The organism is Sinorhizobium garamanticum, assembly GCF_029892065.1.
GTDB lineage: Bacteria > Pseudomonadota > Alphaproteobacteria > Rhizobiales > Rhizobiaceae > Sinorhizobium > Sinorhizobium garamanticum.
Genome location: NZ_CP120373.1, coordinates 799,250 through 814,734, shown reverse-complemented (window position 1 = coordinate 814,734; position 15,485 = coordinate 799,250). Strand labels below are relative to the sequence as shown.

The window sequence follows — 15,485 nt, the reverse complement described above, 5'->3', positions numbered from 1 at the left end:
CATCTCAATTTATTAGAATCGATCGCGTTTACGATTTTGGGTCGATTCGACCCAAAATCATCGTGATTAGTATTGCTTGTTCTTGGCGTTGGCGCGTTTCGTTTTGGGCTTAAAGCCGCCAGCGTCCTTTTGGGCTCCTGGCTTGCCCTTCTTGCTCCGGGGTTTGTCGTTCCCCTTCTCTGGACGTGCACCCTCGGCGAAGGCCGGCTTCTTTTCGAACTTGCGCTTCGGTTTGAAATCCTCGCGTGCTGCGTCGGGCGTCTGCTTCTTCGCGAAGGCGGGTTTCTCCTGTCGCGGCTGGGAGAGATCCGGGGTACCCGCGAGCGCCTTGACGCGAATGCCCTTTTCGAGCGTCCGGTTTGGACCGATTGCCGAGAGGAAGCGTTCGGCGCCTTCGGCCGTCAGTTCGACATAGGTCTCCTCCGGCTGCATCCGGATCGCGCCGATATCGCGCTTGGAAAGCTTGCCGTGGCGGCACAGCATCGGGATCAGCCAGCGCGGCTCCGCATTCTGCTTGCGGCCGACGGAGAGCGAAAACCAGCTGCCGTCGGTGAAGTCGGCGCGCGGTGCGTCAAAATCGTCGCGCGGCATGGCGGCAGTATCGCGCCGACCCTTCTTGCGGTCGTCGGCGAACGAGACATCGGCGAGGTCTTCCGGGGCGGAGCGACCGGAGCGGAATTGCCGCACGAAGGCCGCTGCCAGCTTCTCTGCGCCGTGGTGATCGATCAGAGCCCGCACGATCGCCTGCTCGTCCTCGCGCAGCGGCTCATCGAATGCCGGATCGGCGACGATGCGCTCGTCGTCGCGGCTCGTAACCTCGTCCGCTGACGGCGGTTTCGCCCAGGTCGCGGTGATGCGCGCATTTTCCAAAAGCCTTTCGGCCTTGCGGCGCGCATTGACGGGGACGATCAGCGCGCTGACGCCCTTCTGGCCCGCACGCCCCGTGCGTCCGCTTCGATGCAGCAAGGTGTCGGGGTTGGTCGGCAGATCGGCGTGGATCACGAGTTCCAGTCCGGGCAGGTCGATGCCCCGTGCTGCAACGTCCGTCGCGATGCAGACGCGGGCGCGGCCGTCGCGCATCGCCTGCAGCGCGTGGGTGCGTTCGTTCTGGCTGAGTTCGCCGGATAGCGCCACAACCGAGAAGCCGCGATTGTTGAAGCGAGCCGTCAGGTGATTGACCGCCGCACGGGTGGAGCAGAAGACGATCGCGTTTCGCGCCTCGTAGTAGCGAAGCACGTTGATGATTGCGTTCTCGCGGTCGCTCGGCGTGACAACGAGCGATCGATACTCGATATCGCCGTGCTGCTTCTGTTCGGATGCGGTGCTGATGCGTATGGCATCCCGCTGGTAATTCTTCGCAAGCGTTGCGATCGAGCGCGGCACGGTCGCCGAGAACATCAGCGTGCGCCGGTCGGCGGGCGCCGCTTCGAGGATGAACTCCAGATCCTCGCGAAAGCCAAGGTCCAGCATCTCGTCCGCCTCGTCCAGTACGACGGCGCGGAGTGCCGATATGTCGAGCGAATGCCGACGGATGTGGTCGCAGAGACGTCCCGGCGTACCGACGACGATATGGGCACCGCGTTCGAGCGCGCGCCGTTCGGTGCGCATATCCATGCCGCCGACGCAGGAGGTGATGGTGGCGCCCGCCACCTCGTAAAGCCATTCGAGTTCGCGCTTGACCTGCAGCGCGAGTTCACGCGTCGGAGCAATGACAAGCGCGAGCGGTGCGCCGGCCGCGCCGAAACGTTCTGTGCCGCCCAGCAGCGTCGGCGCAAGCGCCAGGCCGAAGGCCACTGTCTTGCCGGACCCGGTCTGGGCGGAAACCAGCGCGTCGGCGCCATCGAGCGCCGGATCGAGCATCGCCTTCTGCACCGGCGTCAGCTCGTTGTAACCGCGTCTTGCCAACGCCTCGGCGATCGGGGGCGCGATCCCTTGGAACTCAGTCATATCTTGTCTTTCGGATATCGGTCTTCACGCCGACGGACGAGCGGACTTGGATCAGGTCGTCATCAGGCGTCGATTGCCGCGGCCAACACGTCGCGGGCCTGTTCATGGCGCGCTACATACGCGGCGGGAACGCTAATGTACAGGCGGAATCTTTATCGACCAGGGCCGCTGTCGGGGCCGCCGAACTCGTTCTCGCCCTTCGTGCCCGGCCACAGACAGAGCGCGATGAAAACGATCGGGCTCAGCACCGGAATGAAAAGACAGAGCGCCAGCGGGCCTGGATAGCCGATGTCATGCAGGCGCTTGATTGCCAGCATGGCGATGGAAACGGTCGAAAGGACGCCGGAGACGACGAGCGCCAGTGTCCAGAGCGCCAATGCGGTGTCCTCGTTTTCGTTCTTCAGCATCTGCATGAGGAAGACGCAGCCGACGAGGAACCAGAAAAGCCAGGAAAGGAAGAAGGGCAGGCGGCCAATGCGGCCAGAGGGGCTGAAGAACAGCCAGGTCATGCTCGGCTGCCGCCCCTCCTGCGCCATCGCATCAGTCTCTGAGCAGTTCGTTGATGCCGGTCTTGGCGCGCGTCTTCTCGTCGACACGCTTGACGATAACCGCGCAATAGAGGTTCGGCGCCGGCTGGCCGTTTGCCATGGTCGAGGCGGACGGCATCGAGCCTGCCACGACGACGGAATAGGGCGGCACTTCGCCGTACGTCACTTCGCCTGTCGCGCGATCGACGATCTTGGTCGACTTGCCGATGAAGACGCCCATGCCGAGAACCGAGCCTTCGCGCACGATGCAGCCTTCGACGACCTCCGAGCGGGCGCCGATGAAGCAATTGTCCTCGATGATCGTCGGTCCCGCCTGCATCGGCTCCAGCACGCCGCCGATACCGACGCCACCGGAAAGGTGCACGTTCTTGCCGATCTGGGCGCAGGAACCGACGGTTGCCCAGGTATCGACCATCGTGCCCTCGCCGACATAGGCGCCGAGATTGACGAAGGACGGCATCAGGATCGCGTTCGGCGCAATATAGGCCGAGCGGCGGACGACGCAGTTCGGGACAGCGCGGAAGCCGGCCTTTTCGAATTCGTTAACGCTCCAGCCGTCGAACTTGGAGGCAACCTTGTCCCACCAGACGGACTCGCCGGGGCCGCCCTTGACGAGCTCCATCGGGTTCAGGCGGAAGGACAGAAGAACGGCCTTCTTCAGCCATTGATTGACGGTCCAGGTGCCGTCCTCACCGCGTTCGGCGACGCGGGCCTTGCCGCTGTCGAGCAGGTTCAGCGCCGCTTCGACCGCTTCGCGGACCGCGCCGCGGGTGCCGGTGTTGACGGCTTCGCGATCGTCGAAGGCGGTCTCGATGGTCTGCGACAGAGAGGCAAGATCGTGGGTCGTCATCGGAATTCCTTGTGTTCGGCGTTGTCGTGCAAGCTCTACTGCATAATTCCTTAAATCGGAACCGATTTGAGGACAAAGTTATGCAGCAACTCAAAGGCTACAGCGACCTCACGCGTCTCGATGACGCCCCGCGCTGTAGAGGCATAAATCTGAAAAGTTGAAGCGCTTTTTGGTTCGACCTCTCAGCAGGACTTGGCAAACTTCCGTGTTTCCGGCAGTAGGGGACGCCTCTATGACCGAGGAAACACGACAAGGCGCGTCCGGACGAGATGCCGTCTGTTCGAAACGCGACGGGAAGATGAAATATGGCACGCATGAAGAAGCGCAATCTGCGCCGCAAGGATGGGGTCTGGGATCCGCTGGCCGACAGCTCGCAGAGCAGGCTGCGTGCCTCGACCGTGCCGCTGACGCCGCAGTCGACCTCGCCGACCTATCGTCTCGCCTATGTCGACGATGATTTTCTCTGCCGCGAAGAATTGAGGCCGGTGCGCCTGCAACTCGAGCTCCTGAAGACGGAGATGATGCTCGAGGAGCGGGGGATCAATTCGACCGTGGTGATGTTCGGCGGCGCGCGCATCCCCGAGCCGGGCGGCGAGGCTTGGGCCGCCAAGAACGATACGCAGCGCAAGAACCTCGAAGCGGCATCGATCTACTACGACGAAGCACGCAAATTCGCGCGGATCTGCTCGGAGCAGTCCGCCAAGCTTGGCCACAAGGAATATGTCATTGTCACCGGCGGCGGCCCGGGGGTGATGGAGGCGGGAAACCGCGGCGCGGCGGATGCCGGCGCGCCTTCGATCGGGCTCAACATCGTGCTGCCGCACGAGCAGGCGCCGAACCGCTTCGTGACGCCGGAGCTATCGTTCAATTTCCACTATTTCGCCATTCGCAAGATGCACTTCCTGCTGCGCGCCAAGGCGGTCACGGTGTTTCCGGGCGGCTTCGGCACGCTCGACGAATTGTTCGAAACGCTAACGCTGATGCAGACGGGCCGTCTGGCCCTGGTGCCGCTCATCCTCTTCGGCGAAAAGTTCTGGCGCACCATCATCAACTTCGAGGCATTGGCCGAATTCGGCACGATCGCGCCGAACGACGTCGATCTCGTGCATTTCGTCGAGACCGCGGAAGAGGCCTGGGAGATCATCGCCCGGTTCTACGAAACCATCGATCCGCGGTCGATACCGATGGCGTCGGGCCGGCGCTAGAGCATCCCGCTTTCAAGTGGAAACGCTGAAAGCGGATAAGATGCTCTAGCACTTTGAATTGCTGCACGTTTTTGGGCGTCTCGCCCTCCTCCATGGCAAAGAGGGCGAGACGGGTCGCATCAGACCTTCCTGGTAAAGTCGGCGACGTCGATCATTCCGTCGCCATTGCGGTCGCGGCGCTTGAACATCCTTTCCGTGGCAGCAGCCACTTCGGCTGCATTGAGAGCGCCGTTGCCGTCTGCATCGATGCGCGCGAAGGCACGCGGCCGCATCCCTGGCAGCATAGCAGGGCGAGCTTCGCGGAGCTTGGCGAGCGCCTGGTTCCGCTCTGCGCCGGTCTTCGCCCGGGCGTCGCGCCATGCTTTGCGCGCCTCGCGGAATGCCTGGCGCTTTGCCTCTATCTCGTCGCGGCTGATCTCGCCATTGCCGTTGGTGTCGAAGCTCTTGAAATTGGTTGAAACTCGCGCCTGGAGCTCCTGAAGGGAGACCTTGGAATCGCCGCTCGTGTCGAGGCGCTTGATCATGCGCTCCGCGCGCTGTTCGGGCGTAGGTTTGCTTTTGGCTGCAAATGAAGGTGCTGAAAGACCGGTCAGTGCCACGGCGAGGGCGGTGGCGCCGAGAATGAAAGTCCTGCTGCGCATCATGCTTCCTTTCGATCAGTTATCCTGAACAAAGGATAGGCAAGTGCGGGCACGGCACCAGTTAAACATTGGTAATTTAAGCCTCTGCAGCGCCGCGCGTTGTATCAGACGCGCAAAGGACGCTGTAGTACTTTGATTGCTGCATGTTTTCATCCTTAAATCCTAGGATTTAAGGAAACATGCAGTAGCGGAAAAGCGGATTTTCAGTGCGTCAGGCCTGCGCCACGATCCGCTGCAGGAACCCGGTGAGGTTCTCGGTGACGTAGTCGATCTGCTCGTCCGCGTCGCTCGACGTCTCCCAGGCTTCGGCGAATTCGTATTCGAGGTTGTGCGGCACGAGCAGCACGGTCTTCATGCCGAGCGCCTTCGGGACCAGGAGGTTGCGCGGCAAGTCCTCGAACATGACCGCGTTGCGGGTGTCGACGCGGTGAAGGCTCATGAACTTGTCATAGGTGTCGCCGGCCGGCTTCGGGACGAAATTGGCAGCGACAATGTCGAAGATGTCGTCGAAGTGGTCGAGAATGCCGAGTGCGCGCGCCGTCATCTCAGCATGGTGGACGCTGCCATTGGTGAAGATGAATTTGCGGCCCGGCAGCGCCTTGATCGCCTCGCCAAGCGCGGGGTCGGCCGGAACCACGCTGTAGTCGATCGCGTGCGCCCGCTGCAGGAAGTCGTTCGGATCGACGCCATGGTGGATCATCAGCCCCTGCAGCGTCGTGCCGTGGTCGCGGTAATATTCCTTCTGCAGCTTTTTCGCTTCTGCCGGCTCGAGCGACAGGAGTTCGGCGACATAGGCCGTCATGTTGCGGTCGATCTGCGCGAACAGATTGACGTGGTGCGGATAGAGCGTGTTGTCGAGATCGAAGACCCAGTCTGTGACATGGGCGAATTCGGCATGGGTCGGAAGGCGATCGAGCTTTTTCATGGCCGGGTTATGACATGGCAGGCTTACGAAGGAAAACGGATTTATTTCATCTCGCGCCGCGCGCACCAATGGATTGTCCGTCACGCGCGTGCTAGCTCGCGAAAATGGAAACCTGGGTTCTCATCACCGTTGCCGCGGCCTTCCTTCAGAATGTCCGCTCCGCCATGCAGAAGCACCTGAAGGGTGTCATGGGCACCACCGGCGCGACCTTCGTGCGCTTCGGCTTCGGCCTGCCTTTCGCGCTCTTCTACCTCGTGGTTCTTTGGCGTGGCGCCGGGCATCCGCTGCCGGTCCCGAACGCCACCTTTTTTCTCTGGGCGGTTATCGGCGGACTGGCGCAGATCGCCGCGACCTTCCTGCTCGTCCATCTCTTCTCCTTCCGAAACTTCGCCGTCGGCACGGCCTATTCTCGCACCGAACCGGCGCAGGCAGCTCTCTTCGGCCTGATCTTCCTGGGCGAGAAGGCGAGCCAGGGCACGCTGGTGGCGATCGCCATTTCGGTGGTCGGCGTCATGCTTATCTCCGTTGCCCGCACCACGCTCAGCCCGCGATCCCTGGTAACCTCGGTTTTCAGCCGCACCGCCGCGATAGGCCTTATGTCCGGCACGTTCTTCGGCCTGTCGGCGGTTTCCTATCGCTCCGCCTCGCTGGCGCTGGCGCCCAGCCTGCCGGCGCCGGATTACATGATGCAGGCGAGTTTCACGCTCGGCTTCGTCATCCTGCTTCAAACCGTCGTGATGCTTGCCTGGATCGTGGTCCGCGAGCCGGAGGAACTGCAACGGATCGGCGCCGCCTGGCGACCGGCCTTCGTCGTCGGCTTCGTCGGCGCTTCCGCATCCTTCGGCTGGTTCATGGCGATGACTTTGCAGCAGGCCGCGATCGTCAAGGTCGTGGCGCAGGTCGAGATGCTTTTCACCTTCGCCTCGTCCTTCTTCGTCTTTCGCGAGTGGATCAACCGCCTCGAATTGCTCGGCTGCCTGCTGATCGTGCTCGGAGTCGTGATGCTCATCATTCTCTAAAGGCTCCCGAAAATAGACGCCCGAATTTCGGCGGACGAGTCGTCCGTCGGATGTTACAACTGCGGCATGCTTTTCGATTTGCCGAACGACGACATCCTCTATGACGCGCTTCTTGCCCGAAGTGTCGATTACGAAGGCCAGGCCTTCGTCTGCGTCAAGAGCACCGGCGTATTCTGCCGGCTCTCCTGCCCTGCCCGCAAACCAAAGCGGGAGAATACGCTGTTTTTCGACAGCATTGCCGCCTGTATCAACTCCGGCTTCCGGCCTTGCGAGCGTTGCCGCCCGCTGGACCAGCCTTCCGGCAAGGAACCGCTGGTCAACGACCTTCTGAAGCTGCTTGACCGCGCCCCGGATCGTCGCTGGACCGAGGACGACATTGTCCGGCGCGGGTTCGATCCGTCGACGGTGCGTCGCGCCTTCAAGCGGGCGTTTGGCGTCACATTTCTCGACCTCGCGCGTCAGCGGCGGATGGGCGAGGCAGCTCGTCAGCTGTCGGCTGGCGCCAGCGTCATCGAAGCGCAGATCGATGCCGGTTATGATTCGCCAAGCGGATTTCGCGCCGCCTTCGCGAAGCTGATCGGGGAGGCGCCTGCCATGTCGCAGGGCCGCCAGTTGCTCTTTGCCGATACGATCGAAACACCGCTCGGGCCGATGGTGGCGGTCGCTGACAAGACGCATCTTCATCTGCTCGAATTCCACGACCGCAAGGCCCTGCCGACAGAAATGGAAAGCCTGAAACGCAAGACGCGATCCGCAGTGGCGCCGGGCAGGGCGCCACCGATCGACCAGATCGAGGCGGAATTGAAAGCCTATTTTTCCGGCGAGTTGAGCGAATTCCGGACGCCCATGGCGCTGGACGGCAGCGCCTTCGAGCGGGAGGTGTGGGCGAAGCTTTTAAAAATACCGGTAGGCGAGACGCGGTCTTACAGTGATATCGCGCGGGAGGTTGCTACGCTGCAGGCGGTGCGTGCCGTCGCCAAGGCAAATGGCGCCAATCGCATCGCAATCGTCATTCCTTGTCACCGTTGCATCGGCTCGGACGGATCGCTGACCGGCTATGGCGGTGGCCTTTGGCGAAAGCAGTGGCTGCTACGGCACGAGGGGAAGATGAAACCCGTTGGATTGTTTGCGGAGGATGTTCGATGAATCAGCAGGAAAAGGCGCTTGCCTTTGGGGCCTTGCATCGCAAGGGCAACCCGATCGTTCTGTACAATATCTGGGATGCCGGCAGCGCCCGCTGCGTGGCCGAGGCTGGCGCAAAGGCGCTTGCCACCGGAAGCTGGTCGGTGGCCGCGGCGCAGGGTTTTGGCGATGGCGAAAAAATACCGCTCGCCCTCCTGCTCGAAATCGTCCGGCTGATCGCCGGCGCCACGGATCTTCCGCTCTCGGTGGATTTCGAGGGTGCCTATTCCGAGGATCCTGCTGGCGGCGCGATGAACGTCGCGCAGCTCATCGATGCCGGGGCGATCGGTATCAATCTTGAAGATCAGGTGATGGGCAAGGGCGGTGTCCACACAATAGACAAGCAGGCGTCACGCATCCGGGCGATCCGCGAGATGGCGGAGCGGCGTGGCCTAGCGCTTTTCATCAACGCTCGAACCGACCTCTTCCTCCAGGAAAGCGATGCCACGCGTCACACTGGCTTGCTCGACGAGGCGATCGCCCGCGCCAAGGCCTATGCCGAGGCCGGTGCCAGCGGCTTCTTTGCGCCCGGACTGGCCGATGCCGAGTTGATTGGCAGGCTTTGCGCGGCGTCGCCCTTGCCGGTGAACGTGATGATGAAGCCAGGCGCGCCGGATCTCGCGACGCTTGCGGCAGCTGGTGTCGGTCGCGTCAGCTACGGGCCGTTTCCCTACCGGGCGATGATCGCCTGGCTCCGCGGTGAGGCGGAGAAAGTTTACGAGAGCGCCGCCATATAATGATCACGGCGCTCTCGCGCCAAATCACGGCACGATCAGCGTGCCGGCGCCGCGTTCGGTGAAGATCTCGAGCAGGACCGAATGGGCGGTCTTGCCGTTCAGAATGACCACGCCCTGCACACCGGCCTTGATGGCGTCGATGCAGGTCTCGACCTTCGGGATCATGCCACCGGAAATCGTGCCGTCGGCAATCAGCGCGCGCGCCTGAGCCACCGACAGTTCCTTGATCAGTTCACCCTGCTTGTTGAGCACGCCCGGCACGTCGGTGAGGAAGAGCAGGCGGGTGGCATTCAGCGCTCCGGCGATGGCGCCGGCAAATGTATCGGCATTAATGTTGTAGGTGTGACCATCGCGGCCGGGCGCCACCGGCGCGATCACCGGAATCATCTCAGAACGCGCAAGCAGATCGAGCAGGGTGCGGTCCACCTCGACCACGTCGCCGACAAAACCGAGATCGAGAACACGTTCGATGTTGGAGTCCGGATCGCGAACGGTTTTCTTGGCCTTTTCGGCAAACACCATGTTGCCGTCCTTGCCGCAAAGCCCGATCGCCCATTCGCCGGTCTGATTGATAAGCGCGACGATTTCCTTATTGATCGAGCCGGCGAGCACCATCTCGACGATCTCGACCGTCTTCTCGTCGGTGACGCGCAACCCGCCTTCGAATTTCGATTCGATGCCCATCTTCGAGAGCATGGCCCCGATCTGCGGTCCGCCGCCATGCACGACGATCGGGTTAACGCCGGACTGTTTCAGGAGCGCGATGTCGCTGGCGAACGCACGCCCCAGTTCCGGATTGCCCATGGCATGGCCGCCGTATTTGACGACAATCGTTTTGTTCTCGTAGCGCTGCATGTAGGGCAGTGCTTGCGCGAGCAGACGTGCCTGGATTTCACTCTCTGATGCGGACATGGCGGACCCTCGAAGAATATCGGCTGCTGTTTAGAGCCTTTCATGGCGAAAACGCAAGTTCCGAAAGGATGGAATGATCGGGGCGCAACATAAAGCCCTAATGACACTGCTGGTTCTGGCGGTCTCTCTATCCTATGGTGATGCTTTGAAGCCGTAAGGGGCGCAATCGCCATGGCCGATGAGGAGATCTCCGCGCTGCTCGGCCGCGTGGTCCTTAGAGACCGCGATGCCTTCGCGGCGCTCTATCGCCAGACGAGCCCGAAACTATTCGGCGTCTGTCTGCGTATTCTCAAGGATCGCAGCGAAGCGGAAGAAGCGCTACAGGAAATTTACGTCAAGATCTGGCAGCGCGCCGACCGTTTCGTGACAGGCCAGGCAAGCCCCACGTCCTGGCTGACGGCAATCGCACGCAACCATGCAATCGATCTCATCCGGGCGCGAAAACCAGTCGCAAACGCGATTGACGAGGCCTATGATTTGGCTGATCCTGCTCCAGATCCGGAACGATCGGCGGCAGTTCGATCGGAAGGCAGGCGGATCGACGCTTGCATGGAGGAGCTCGAGAAGGATCGCGCCGAGGCGGTGCGCCGAGCCTATGTCGAAGGATTGAGCTACCAAGAACTGGCCGAGATGTTCGCGGTACCGCTCAATACAATGCGGACCTGGTTGAGACGCAGCCTCCTGAAACTGAGAGAGTGCATGGAGCGATGACGACGCAGAATCCCGAAAGCGGAGATTTTCGCCGCGACGAGGTGATCGCGGGAGAATACGTGTTGGGCGTTCTGTCCGCCGAGGACCGCCGCAAGGTCGAGGCGCGCATGGCATCGGACCGGAATTTTGCCGCCATGGTCGATCGCTGGCAGCACAATCTCGCCTCTTTCGACGATGCCTATGAAGCGGTGAGCCCACCGGCCCACGTGCTTGCGGCCGTCGAGCGCAGCCTCTTTCCGCCGTCGCCGGCGGTCAGCCCTCGGGTCGGATTCTGGAACTCGCTTCTTCTCTGGCGCAGCCTGGCCGTCGCTTCGCTCACTGCCGTCGCAATCATGGGAGCGTCCATGGCTGGCCTCTTCAGCGAGCCGCAAAGACAGCCGCTGGTGGCGGAACTCTCCGGCGAAGGCAATACCATCAATCTCGTGGCCCGCTTCGACAGAGCGTCCGGGAGCCTGAAGCTGACGCCGGTGGCGGCGCGGCAGACGGAGGAGAAGTCTCTCGAACTCTGGCTGATCGAGGGCGACAATCCGGCAGTCTCGCTGGGCGTACTGCCACAGTCCGGCGAAGGTGAAATCCTGGTGCCGCCCGGGATGCGGACGAGATTCGACGAAGGTTCGACCCTTGCCGTCAGCGTCGAGCCGCTTGGCGGTTCGCCGACCGGCGCGCCCACCGGCGCGGTTGTCGCGCAGGGTACGGCCCGCCATCTCTAAGACGGCCGCCAGCGAATCCAAAAAAGATACCATCTTTTCAAAAGGTTACAGGCAAAGCGCGTGACCTGAAACTCTTCCCCCGCGCCTCCCGTTGCTTGTGATGTTCCCAGGGAGGAACAGCAATCGCCCGAGCGGACACTTTCAAGGTGGTCTCAGAGGGCAAGCGCAACAGGAAGGAAGAGAGATGTTCAAGTTTGTGATCCGTTCGGCACTTGTCGCCTCAATGTTTACGACAGGTGCGGTCATCGCCTACGCCGAGAACCCGATGGTCGGCGGCGCGCCGATGTATGCCGACAAGAATATCGTCGAAAATGCCATAAACTCGAAGGACCACACGACGCTGGTTGTGGCCGTGAAGGCTGCCGGTCTCGTCGAGACCCTTGAGGGCAAGGGGCCATTCACCGTCTTCGCACCGACCAACGAAGCCTTCGCGGCCCTGCCGGCCGGCACAGTCGACACACTGTTGAAGCCCGAGAACAAGGACAAGCTCACGACTGTGCTGACCTGCCATGTCGTAGCAGCCGACGCGATGTCGTCGGCGATCGCCGAGATGATCAAGGATGACGGCGGAGAACACGACGTCAAGACGGTCGGCGGGTGCATCCTGAAGGCTAAGGCCGACGGCGGCAAGATCAGCCTGACCGATGAGACGGGCGGCACGGCCTGGGTGACGATTGCCGACGTGAAGCAGTCGAACGGCGTCATCCATGTCATCAACAGGGTGCTGCTGCCGAAGGGGTGATCCGGTTGCGGGCGGCGGGCGTCGGCCCGCCGCCTAAGCGGCGGGTGGCGCTTTCACGGCGGTTTGATGGACTTTGTTTTGTCCTGGTTCTGCCGGACCGCTAAGCTCCAATCGAGCACACGTGCCTACTGCATGTTTCCTTAAATCCTAGCCGATCCAAGGACAAAACATGCAGCAATTCAAAGTGCTACAGCGTCCTTTGCACGTCTGATAAGATGCGCGGCGCTGTAGTACCGGAGGTTCCCATGACGAACCGTCGCAATTTCCTGATGGCGGGCGCCGCGCTTGCTGCCTGTGCGGCGATACGTGGCTTTGCGCCCGCCGCGCGTGCAGCCGGCGGTGAAAGCTTCGAGGTCGTGAAGACGGATGAGGAGTGGCGAGAGATCCTGAGCCCGGAGCAATACAGCATCTTGCGGCAGGAGGACACGGAGCGGCCATTCACCAGCGCGCTCAACAACGAGAAACGCAAGGGGATATTCCACTGCGCAGGATGTGGGCTCGCCCTCTATTCCTCGGAGGCGAAATATGACAGCGGCACCGGCTGGCCGAGCTTCTGGCAATCGCTTCCGGATGCAGTCCGCACACGCGAGGACAACACCCTGTTCATGACCAGGATCGAATGCCACTGCCGCCGCTGCGGCGGGCATCTCGGCCACATTTTCGACGACGGCCCGCCGCCGACCGGCAAGCGGCACTGCATCAACGGGCTGGCGCTGACATTTGCGCCAGCCGCCGCATGACGGCAGACGAGGCTTTTGCCCACCAACTTAATCCCTTCTCCCCATCAAATGGGGAGAAGGTGGCCGGCTGTCCGGGTTAGGGGCTATCCGGGATCTAGAGCAATTCCAGGAAAAGTGTGTAACGGTTTTCCGTCCGGAATTGCGAAGTTTCAAAGAGTTAGATTATTTCACTGTTTCAATGAAACAATGAAATGATCTAGGACGCGGTGGCCTGCGGCGAAGCCTGTACGTCGGAGAGCGCAGCCTGCAGTCGCTGCTCCTGCTCGGGCGAGAGCGACGTTTTCAGCACGCGGCCGCGCAGCCCCGAAAACTCAGCGAGTACCCTTTCCGGTTGCACCTTGCGCACCAGAACAAAGAGTGCAGAGGAGTTGTTCGGGATCGTATTGCCGAGCGACTTGATGAACTCGTCGTCGATGCCGTAGTCGGTAAGCGAGCCGGAGAGCGCCCCGGCGCCCGCGCCGAGTGCCCCGCCGATCGCGAAGCCTGCAAGCGGATTGAGGAAGAGCAGGCCGACGAGCCCGCCCCAGAGCGAACCCGAAAGAAGGCCCGAGGTTGCACCGACGGCGGTGAGATTGAGGCTCTGCTTCAGGTGCACCTTGCCTTCGCTGTCGCGCACGACCACGACCGCATCCTCAAGGTCGATCAGATATTCTTTCTTAAGGCTGTTCAGCTTCAAGAGGACCTTGTCGGCCTCTTCCGTCGAATCGAATCCTACGACAATCAAATCGGACATGTCTCTCTCCTGCATCTTGGCCCGGCCGGCAAGGAATGCGGCCGCTCGCAGAAATAGAGCGCTTTGCGTGTCAGGGTAGTGACGAAGATCAAAGACTTTTGTCTCCGGGTGGGAGACGCAGCCGTCTCAGCGGGCGAGAGCGAGATCGATCGCTGCCCGAAGCTCTTCGATGCCGGCGCCCTTTTCCGAGGAAGTCGACAGCACTTCGGGAAAGGCGGCCGGGCGCTTCTTGATCTTCTCGATGGTTTCGGCGATCAGCCGCGGCACGCCCGCCGCTTTGATCTTGTCCGTCTTGGTAAGCACGATCTGATAGGAAACGGCGGCCTTGTCGAGCAGCGCGAGCACCTCTTCGTCATTCTTCTTGATGCCGTGACGGGCGTCGATCAGCACATAGACGCGCTTCAGCGTGGAGCGGCCGCGCAGATAGTCGAAAACGAGCTTCGTCCAGGCGTCGACCTGTTCTTTCGGTGCCTGTGCATAGCCGTAGCCCGGCATGTCGACGAGCGCCATCGGCGGCAGGTCGCCGGCCTCGCCGGAATAGCCGTCCGGCACGAAATAGTTGAGTTCCTGGGTGCGGCCCGGCGTGTTCGATGTGCGCGCGAGACCTTTCTGTCCGACAAGGGCGTTGATCAGCGACGACTTGCCGACATTCGAGCGGCCGGCAAAGGCGATCTCCAGAGGACCCTCGGGCGGCAGGAACTTCATGGCCGGAACGCCGCGGATGAAGATCCACGGGCGGCCGAAGGCGGAGGATTCGTTCTGGTCTTTCTTCTTCGCGGTCATCGCTCGCTTTCCCGTTGCCCGGTCGGCTTCAATGTTTTGCGCCGTCTTGTCAAGCGCGACGCGGATTTGCACCAGCTTCAGCGCGCAGCCGGCGTTGCCGCCAGAGTTCGACGGCGAGATAGGCAAAGAGGGCGAAGAGCACGATCGACCCGCCGAGGATGGTATTCGTGCGGGGAATTTCGTCGTGGATGACGGCAACCCAAAGGGGCGCGAGAACGGTTTCGACCGTGCCGAATAATGCTGCGAGCGCCGAAGGAAGCAGCCTTGCACCGGTGACGAACAGAGCCAGTCCGAGGCCGAAATTCAGCGCCCCGAAGGCTATGAGAATACCGAGTTCGGAAGCGGTGACAGAAAATCCCGACGCCTGCGTCGCGGCGATCGTTGCAGCAATGAGTGTGCCAAGGCAGGCCGCGGGGGTCATGCGGACATCGGCGTAGCGCCGGGTGATGACCGTGGCACAGGCGAAGGCAAACGCGATCAGGAGAGCGAGCGCATCCCCGACTGGCGAGACTGCGCCGGTAATCGAATCCGAAACCATCACCAGCACGCCGGCGATGACTGCGGCGATTGCCAGCCACGTAAGTTGCGAGACGCCTTCTCGGAATAGGACCCAGCCGATGAGGGCGGCAATCAGTGGCACGCCCGCTTGAACGAGCAGGATATTGGCGACGGTCGTATAGGCAAGCGCGAGCACGAAGCTTGTCGACGCGGTGGCGAAACAGCAACCGACCGCCACGCCCGGCCAGCCCATGTCGCGGAAGAGCCGCGCCATGTTCGAGGCGCCGTCGCGCACGAGCATGAAGCCGAGCAGGAAAAGCGCGGCGAAGATCGACCGCCAGAATACGACGATCCAGCTGTCGTCGATGTCAAGGAAACGCGCCAACGTGCCGCCGAAGCTCCACACGACCGCAGAGCCGAGAACAAGCGCGATGCCGGTCGCGCGGCCTTGCGCCGGCATTGCGGAATTCGGCAGGACGGTTGGCTGCGACATGATCGGACCCCGGATCGAAGCGGGCAAACAGTAGAACGCTTGGCGGTTGCGGGCGCGGGTGTCTGCGACAGATGGTTGTCGTAAAGCGGAACGACAAAGAAAAAGCCCC

The 15,485-nt window shown here is 61.9% G+C and carries 17 protein-coding genes and 1 pseudogene; 9 read left to right on the top strand and 9 right to left on the bottom strand.

The genetic code is table 11. The features are described 5' to 3' along the window. Positions 1-66: 66 nt before the first annotated feature. The 3 genes from PZN02_RS03910 to dapD form a co-directional block, all read right to left on the bottom strand. The gene (locus tag PZN02_RS03910; protein ID WP_280660309.1) at positions 67-1,947 is read right to left on the bottom strand and encodes a DEAD/DEAH box helicase; all 1,881 of its coding nucleotides are present in this window, start codon (positions 1,945-1,947) and stop codon (positions 67-69) included. 152 nt (positions 1,948-2,099) lie between these two features. Beyond that, positions 2,100-2,483 (bottom strand): DUF805 domain-containing protein, encoded by a 384-nt coding sequence (locus PZN02_RS03905; protein WP_280660308.1) that lies wholly within the window; start codon positions 2,481-2,483, stop codon positions 2,100-2,102. A 4-nt stretch (positions 2,484-2,487) separates the two neighbouring features. Beyond that, the gene (gene dapD, locus PZN02_RS03900) at positions 2,488-3,345 is read right to left on the bottom strand and encodes a 2,3,4,5-tetrahydropyridine-2,6-dicarboxylate N-succinyltransferase (RefSeq protein ID WP_280660307.1); all 858 of its coding nucleotides are present in this window, start codon (positions 3,343-3,345) and stop codon (positions 2,488-2,490) included. A 305-nt stretch (positions 3,346-3,650) separates the two neighbouring features. Between dapD and PZN02_RS03895 the strand changes: the two genes are divergently transcribed. Continuing rightward, positions 3,651-4,550: an LOG family protein gene (locus PZN02_RS03895; protein ID WP_280660306.1), complete on the top strand. Its 900-nt coding sequence runs from the start codon at positions 3,651-3,653 to the stop codon at positions 4,548-4,550. Between the two features lie 119 nt (positions 4,551-4,669). Here the strand turns inward: PZN02_RS03895 and PZN02_RS03890 are convergent, their stop codons facing one another. Next, on the bottom strand, positions 4,670-5,194 hold the full coding sequence (locus tag PZN02_RS03890; RefSeq protein WP_280660305.1) for a hypothetical protein: 525 nt from the start codon (positions 5,192-5,194) through the stop codon (positions 4,670-4,672). A gap of 208 nt (positions 5,195-5,402) precedes the next feature. Further along, on the bottom strand, positions 5,403-6,116 hold the full coding sequence (locus PZN02_RS03885; protein ID WP_280660304.1) for a pyrimidine 5'-nucleotidase: 714 nt from the start codon (positions 6,114-6,116) through the stop codon (positions 5,403-5,405). 104 nt (positions 6,117-6,220) lie between these two features. Between PZN02_RS03885 and PZN02_RS03880 the strand changes: the two genes are divergently transcribed. The 4 genes from PZN02_RS03880 (at position 6,221) to larC (ending at position 9,262) form a co-directional block, all read left to right on the top strand. Further along, a complete protein-coding gene (locus tag PZN02_RS03880; RefSeq protein WP_280660303.1) occupies positions 6,221-7,135 on the top strand; it encodes a DMT family transporter in 915 nt (304 codons plus the stop codon). A 66-nt stretch (positions 7,136-7,201) separates the two neighbouring features. Beyond that, on the top strand, positions 7,202-8,281 hold the full coding sequence (locus PZN02_RS03875) for a bifunctional transcriptional activator/DNA repair enzyme AdaA (protein ID WP_280660302.1): 1,080 nt from the start codon (positions 7,202-7,204) through the stop codon (positions 8,279-8,281). After that, positions 8,278-9,054 carry an isocitrate lyase/PEP mutase family protein gene (locus PZN02_RS03870; protein ID WP_280660301.1) on the top strand — a complete coding sequence of 259 codons (777 nt, stop codon included), beginning with the start codon at positions 8,278-8,280 and terminating at the stop codon, positions 9,052-9,054. The genes PZN02_RS03875 and PZN02_RS03870 overlap by 4 nt, the downstream gene beginning before the upstream one ends. Beyond that, positions 9,017-9,262: a nickel insertion protein gene (gene larC / locus PZN02_RS32220; protein WP_425336268.1), complete on the top strand. Its 246-nt coding sequence runs from the start codon at positions 9,017-9,019 to the stop codon at positions 9,260-9,262. The genes PZN02_RS03870 and larC overlap by 38 nt, the downstream gene beginning before the upstream one ends. Here larC and argB read toward each other — a convergent pair. After that, positions 9,211-9,858 (bottom strand): annotated as a pseudogene (gene argB, locus PZN02_RS03865) (acetylglutamate kinase); the annotation flags it as partial. The gene larC and the pseudogene argB sit on opposite strands and share 52 nt — an antisense overlap. Positions 9,859-10,137: 279 nt before the next feature. Here argB and PZN02_RS03860 point away from each other — a divergent pair. The 4 genes from PZN02_RS03860 to msrB all read left to right on the top strand — a co-directional run bounded on the left by PZN02_RS03860 (position 10,138) and on the right by msrB (position 12,869). Next, positions 10,138-10,677, top strand: coding sequence for a sigma-70 family RNA polymerase sigma factor (locus tag PZN02_RS03860; RefSeq protein WP_280660299.1), 540 nt, complete (start codon positions 10,138-10,140; stop codon positions 10,675-10,677). Further along, complete coding sequence (locus tag PZN02_RS03855) at positions 10,674-11,387, top strand: anti-sigma factor (RefSeq protein ID WP_280660298.1); 714 nt, start codon at positions 10,674-10,676, stop codon at positions 11,385-11,387. Before PZN02_RS03860 ends, PZN02_RS03855 begins: the two co-directional genes overlap by 4 nt. Before the next feature lie 184 nt (positions 11,388-11,571). After that, a complete protein-coding gene (locus PZN02_RS03850) occupies positions 11,572-12,129 on the top strand; it encodes a fasciclin domain-containing protein (protein ID WP_280660297.1) in 558 nt (185 codons plus the stop codon). Between the two features lie 245 nt (positions 12,130-12,374). After that, the gene (gene msrB, locus PZN02_RS03845) at positions 12,375-12,869 is read left to right on the top strand and encodes a peptide-methionine (R)-S-oxide reductase MsrB (protein WP_280660296.1); all 495 of its coding nucleotides are present in this window, start codon (positions 12,375-12,377) and stop codon (positions 12,867-12,869) included. A 196-nt stretch (positions 12,870-13,065) separates the two neighbouring features. Here the strand turns inward: msrB and PZN02_RS03840 are convergent, their stop codons facing one another. The 3 genes from PZN02_RS03840 to PZN02_RS03830 form a co-directional block, all read right to left on the bottom strand. After that, positions 13,066-13,602 carry a DUF1269 domain-containing protein gene (locus PZN02_RS03840; protein WP_280660295.1) on the bottom strand — a complete coding sequence of 179 codons (537 nt, stop codon included), beginning with the start codon at positions 13,600-13,602 and terminating at the stop codon, positions 13,066-13,068. A 126-nt stretch (positions 13,603-13,728) separates the two neighbouring features. Then, complete coding sequence (gene yihA, locus PZN02_RS03835) at positions 13,729-14,385, bottom strand: ribosome biogenesis GTP-binding protein YihA/YsxC (protein WP_280660294.1); 657 nt, start codon at positions 14,383-14,385, stop codon at positions 13,729-13,731. A 49-nt stretch (positions 14,386-14,434) separates the two neighbouring features. Next, positions 14,435-15,376: a DMT family transporter gene (locus PZN02_RS03830; protein ID WP_280660292.1), complete on the bottom strand. Its 942-nt coding sequence runs from the start codon at positions 15,374-15,376 to the stop codon at positions 14,435-14,437. Positions 15,377-15,485 lie beyond the last annotated feature (109 nt).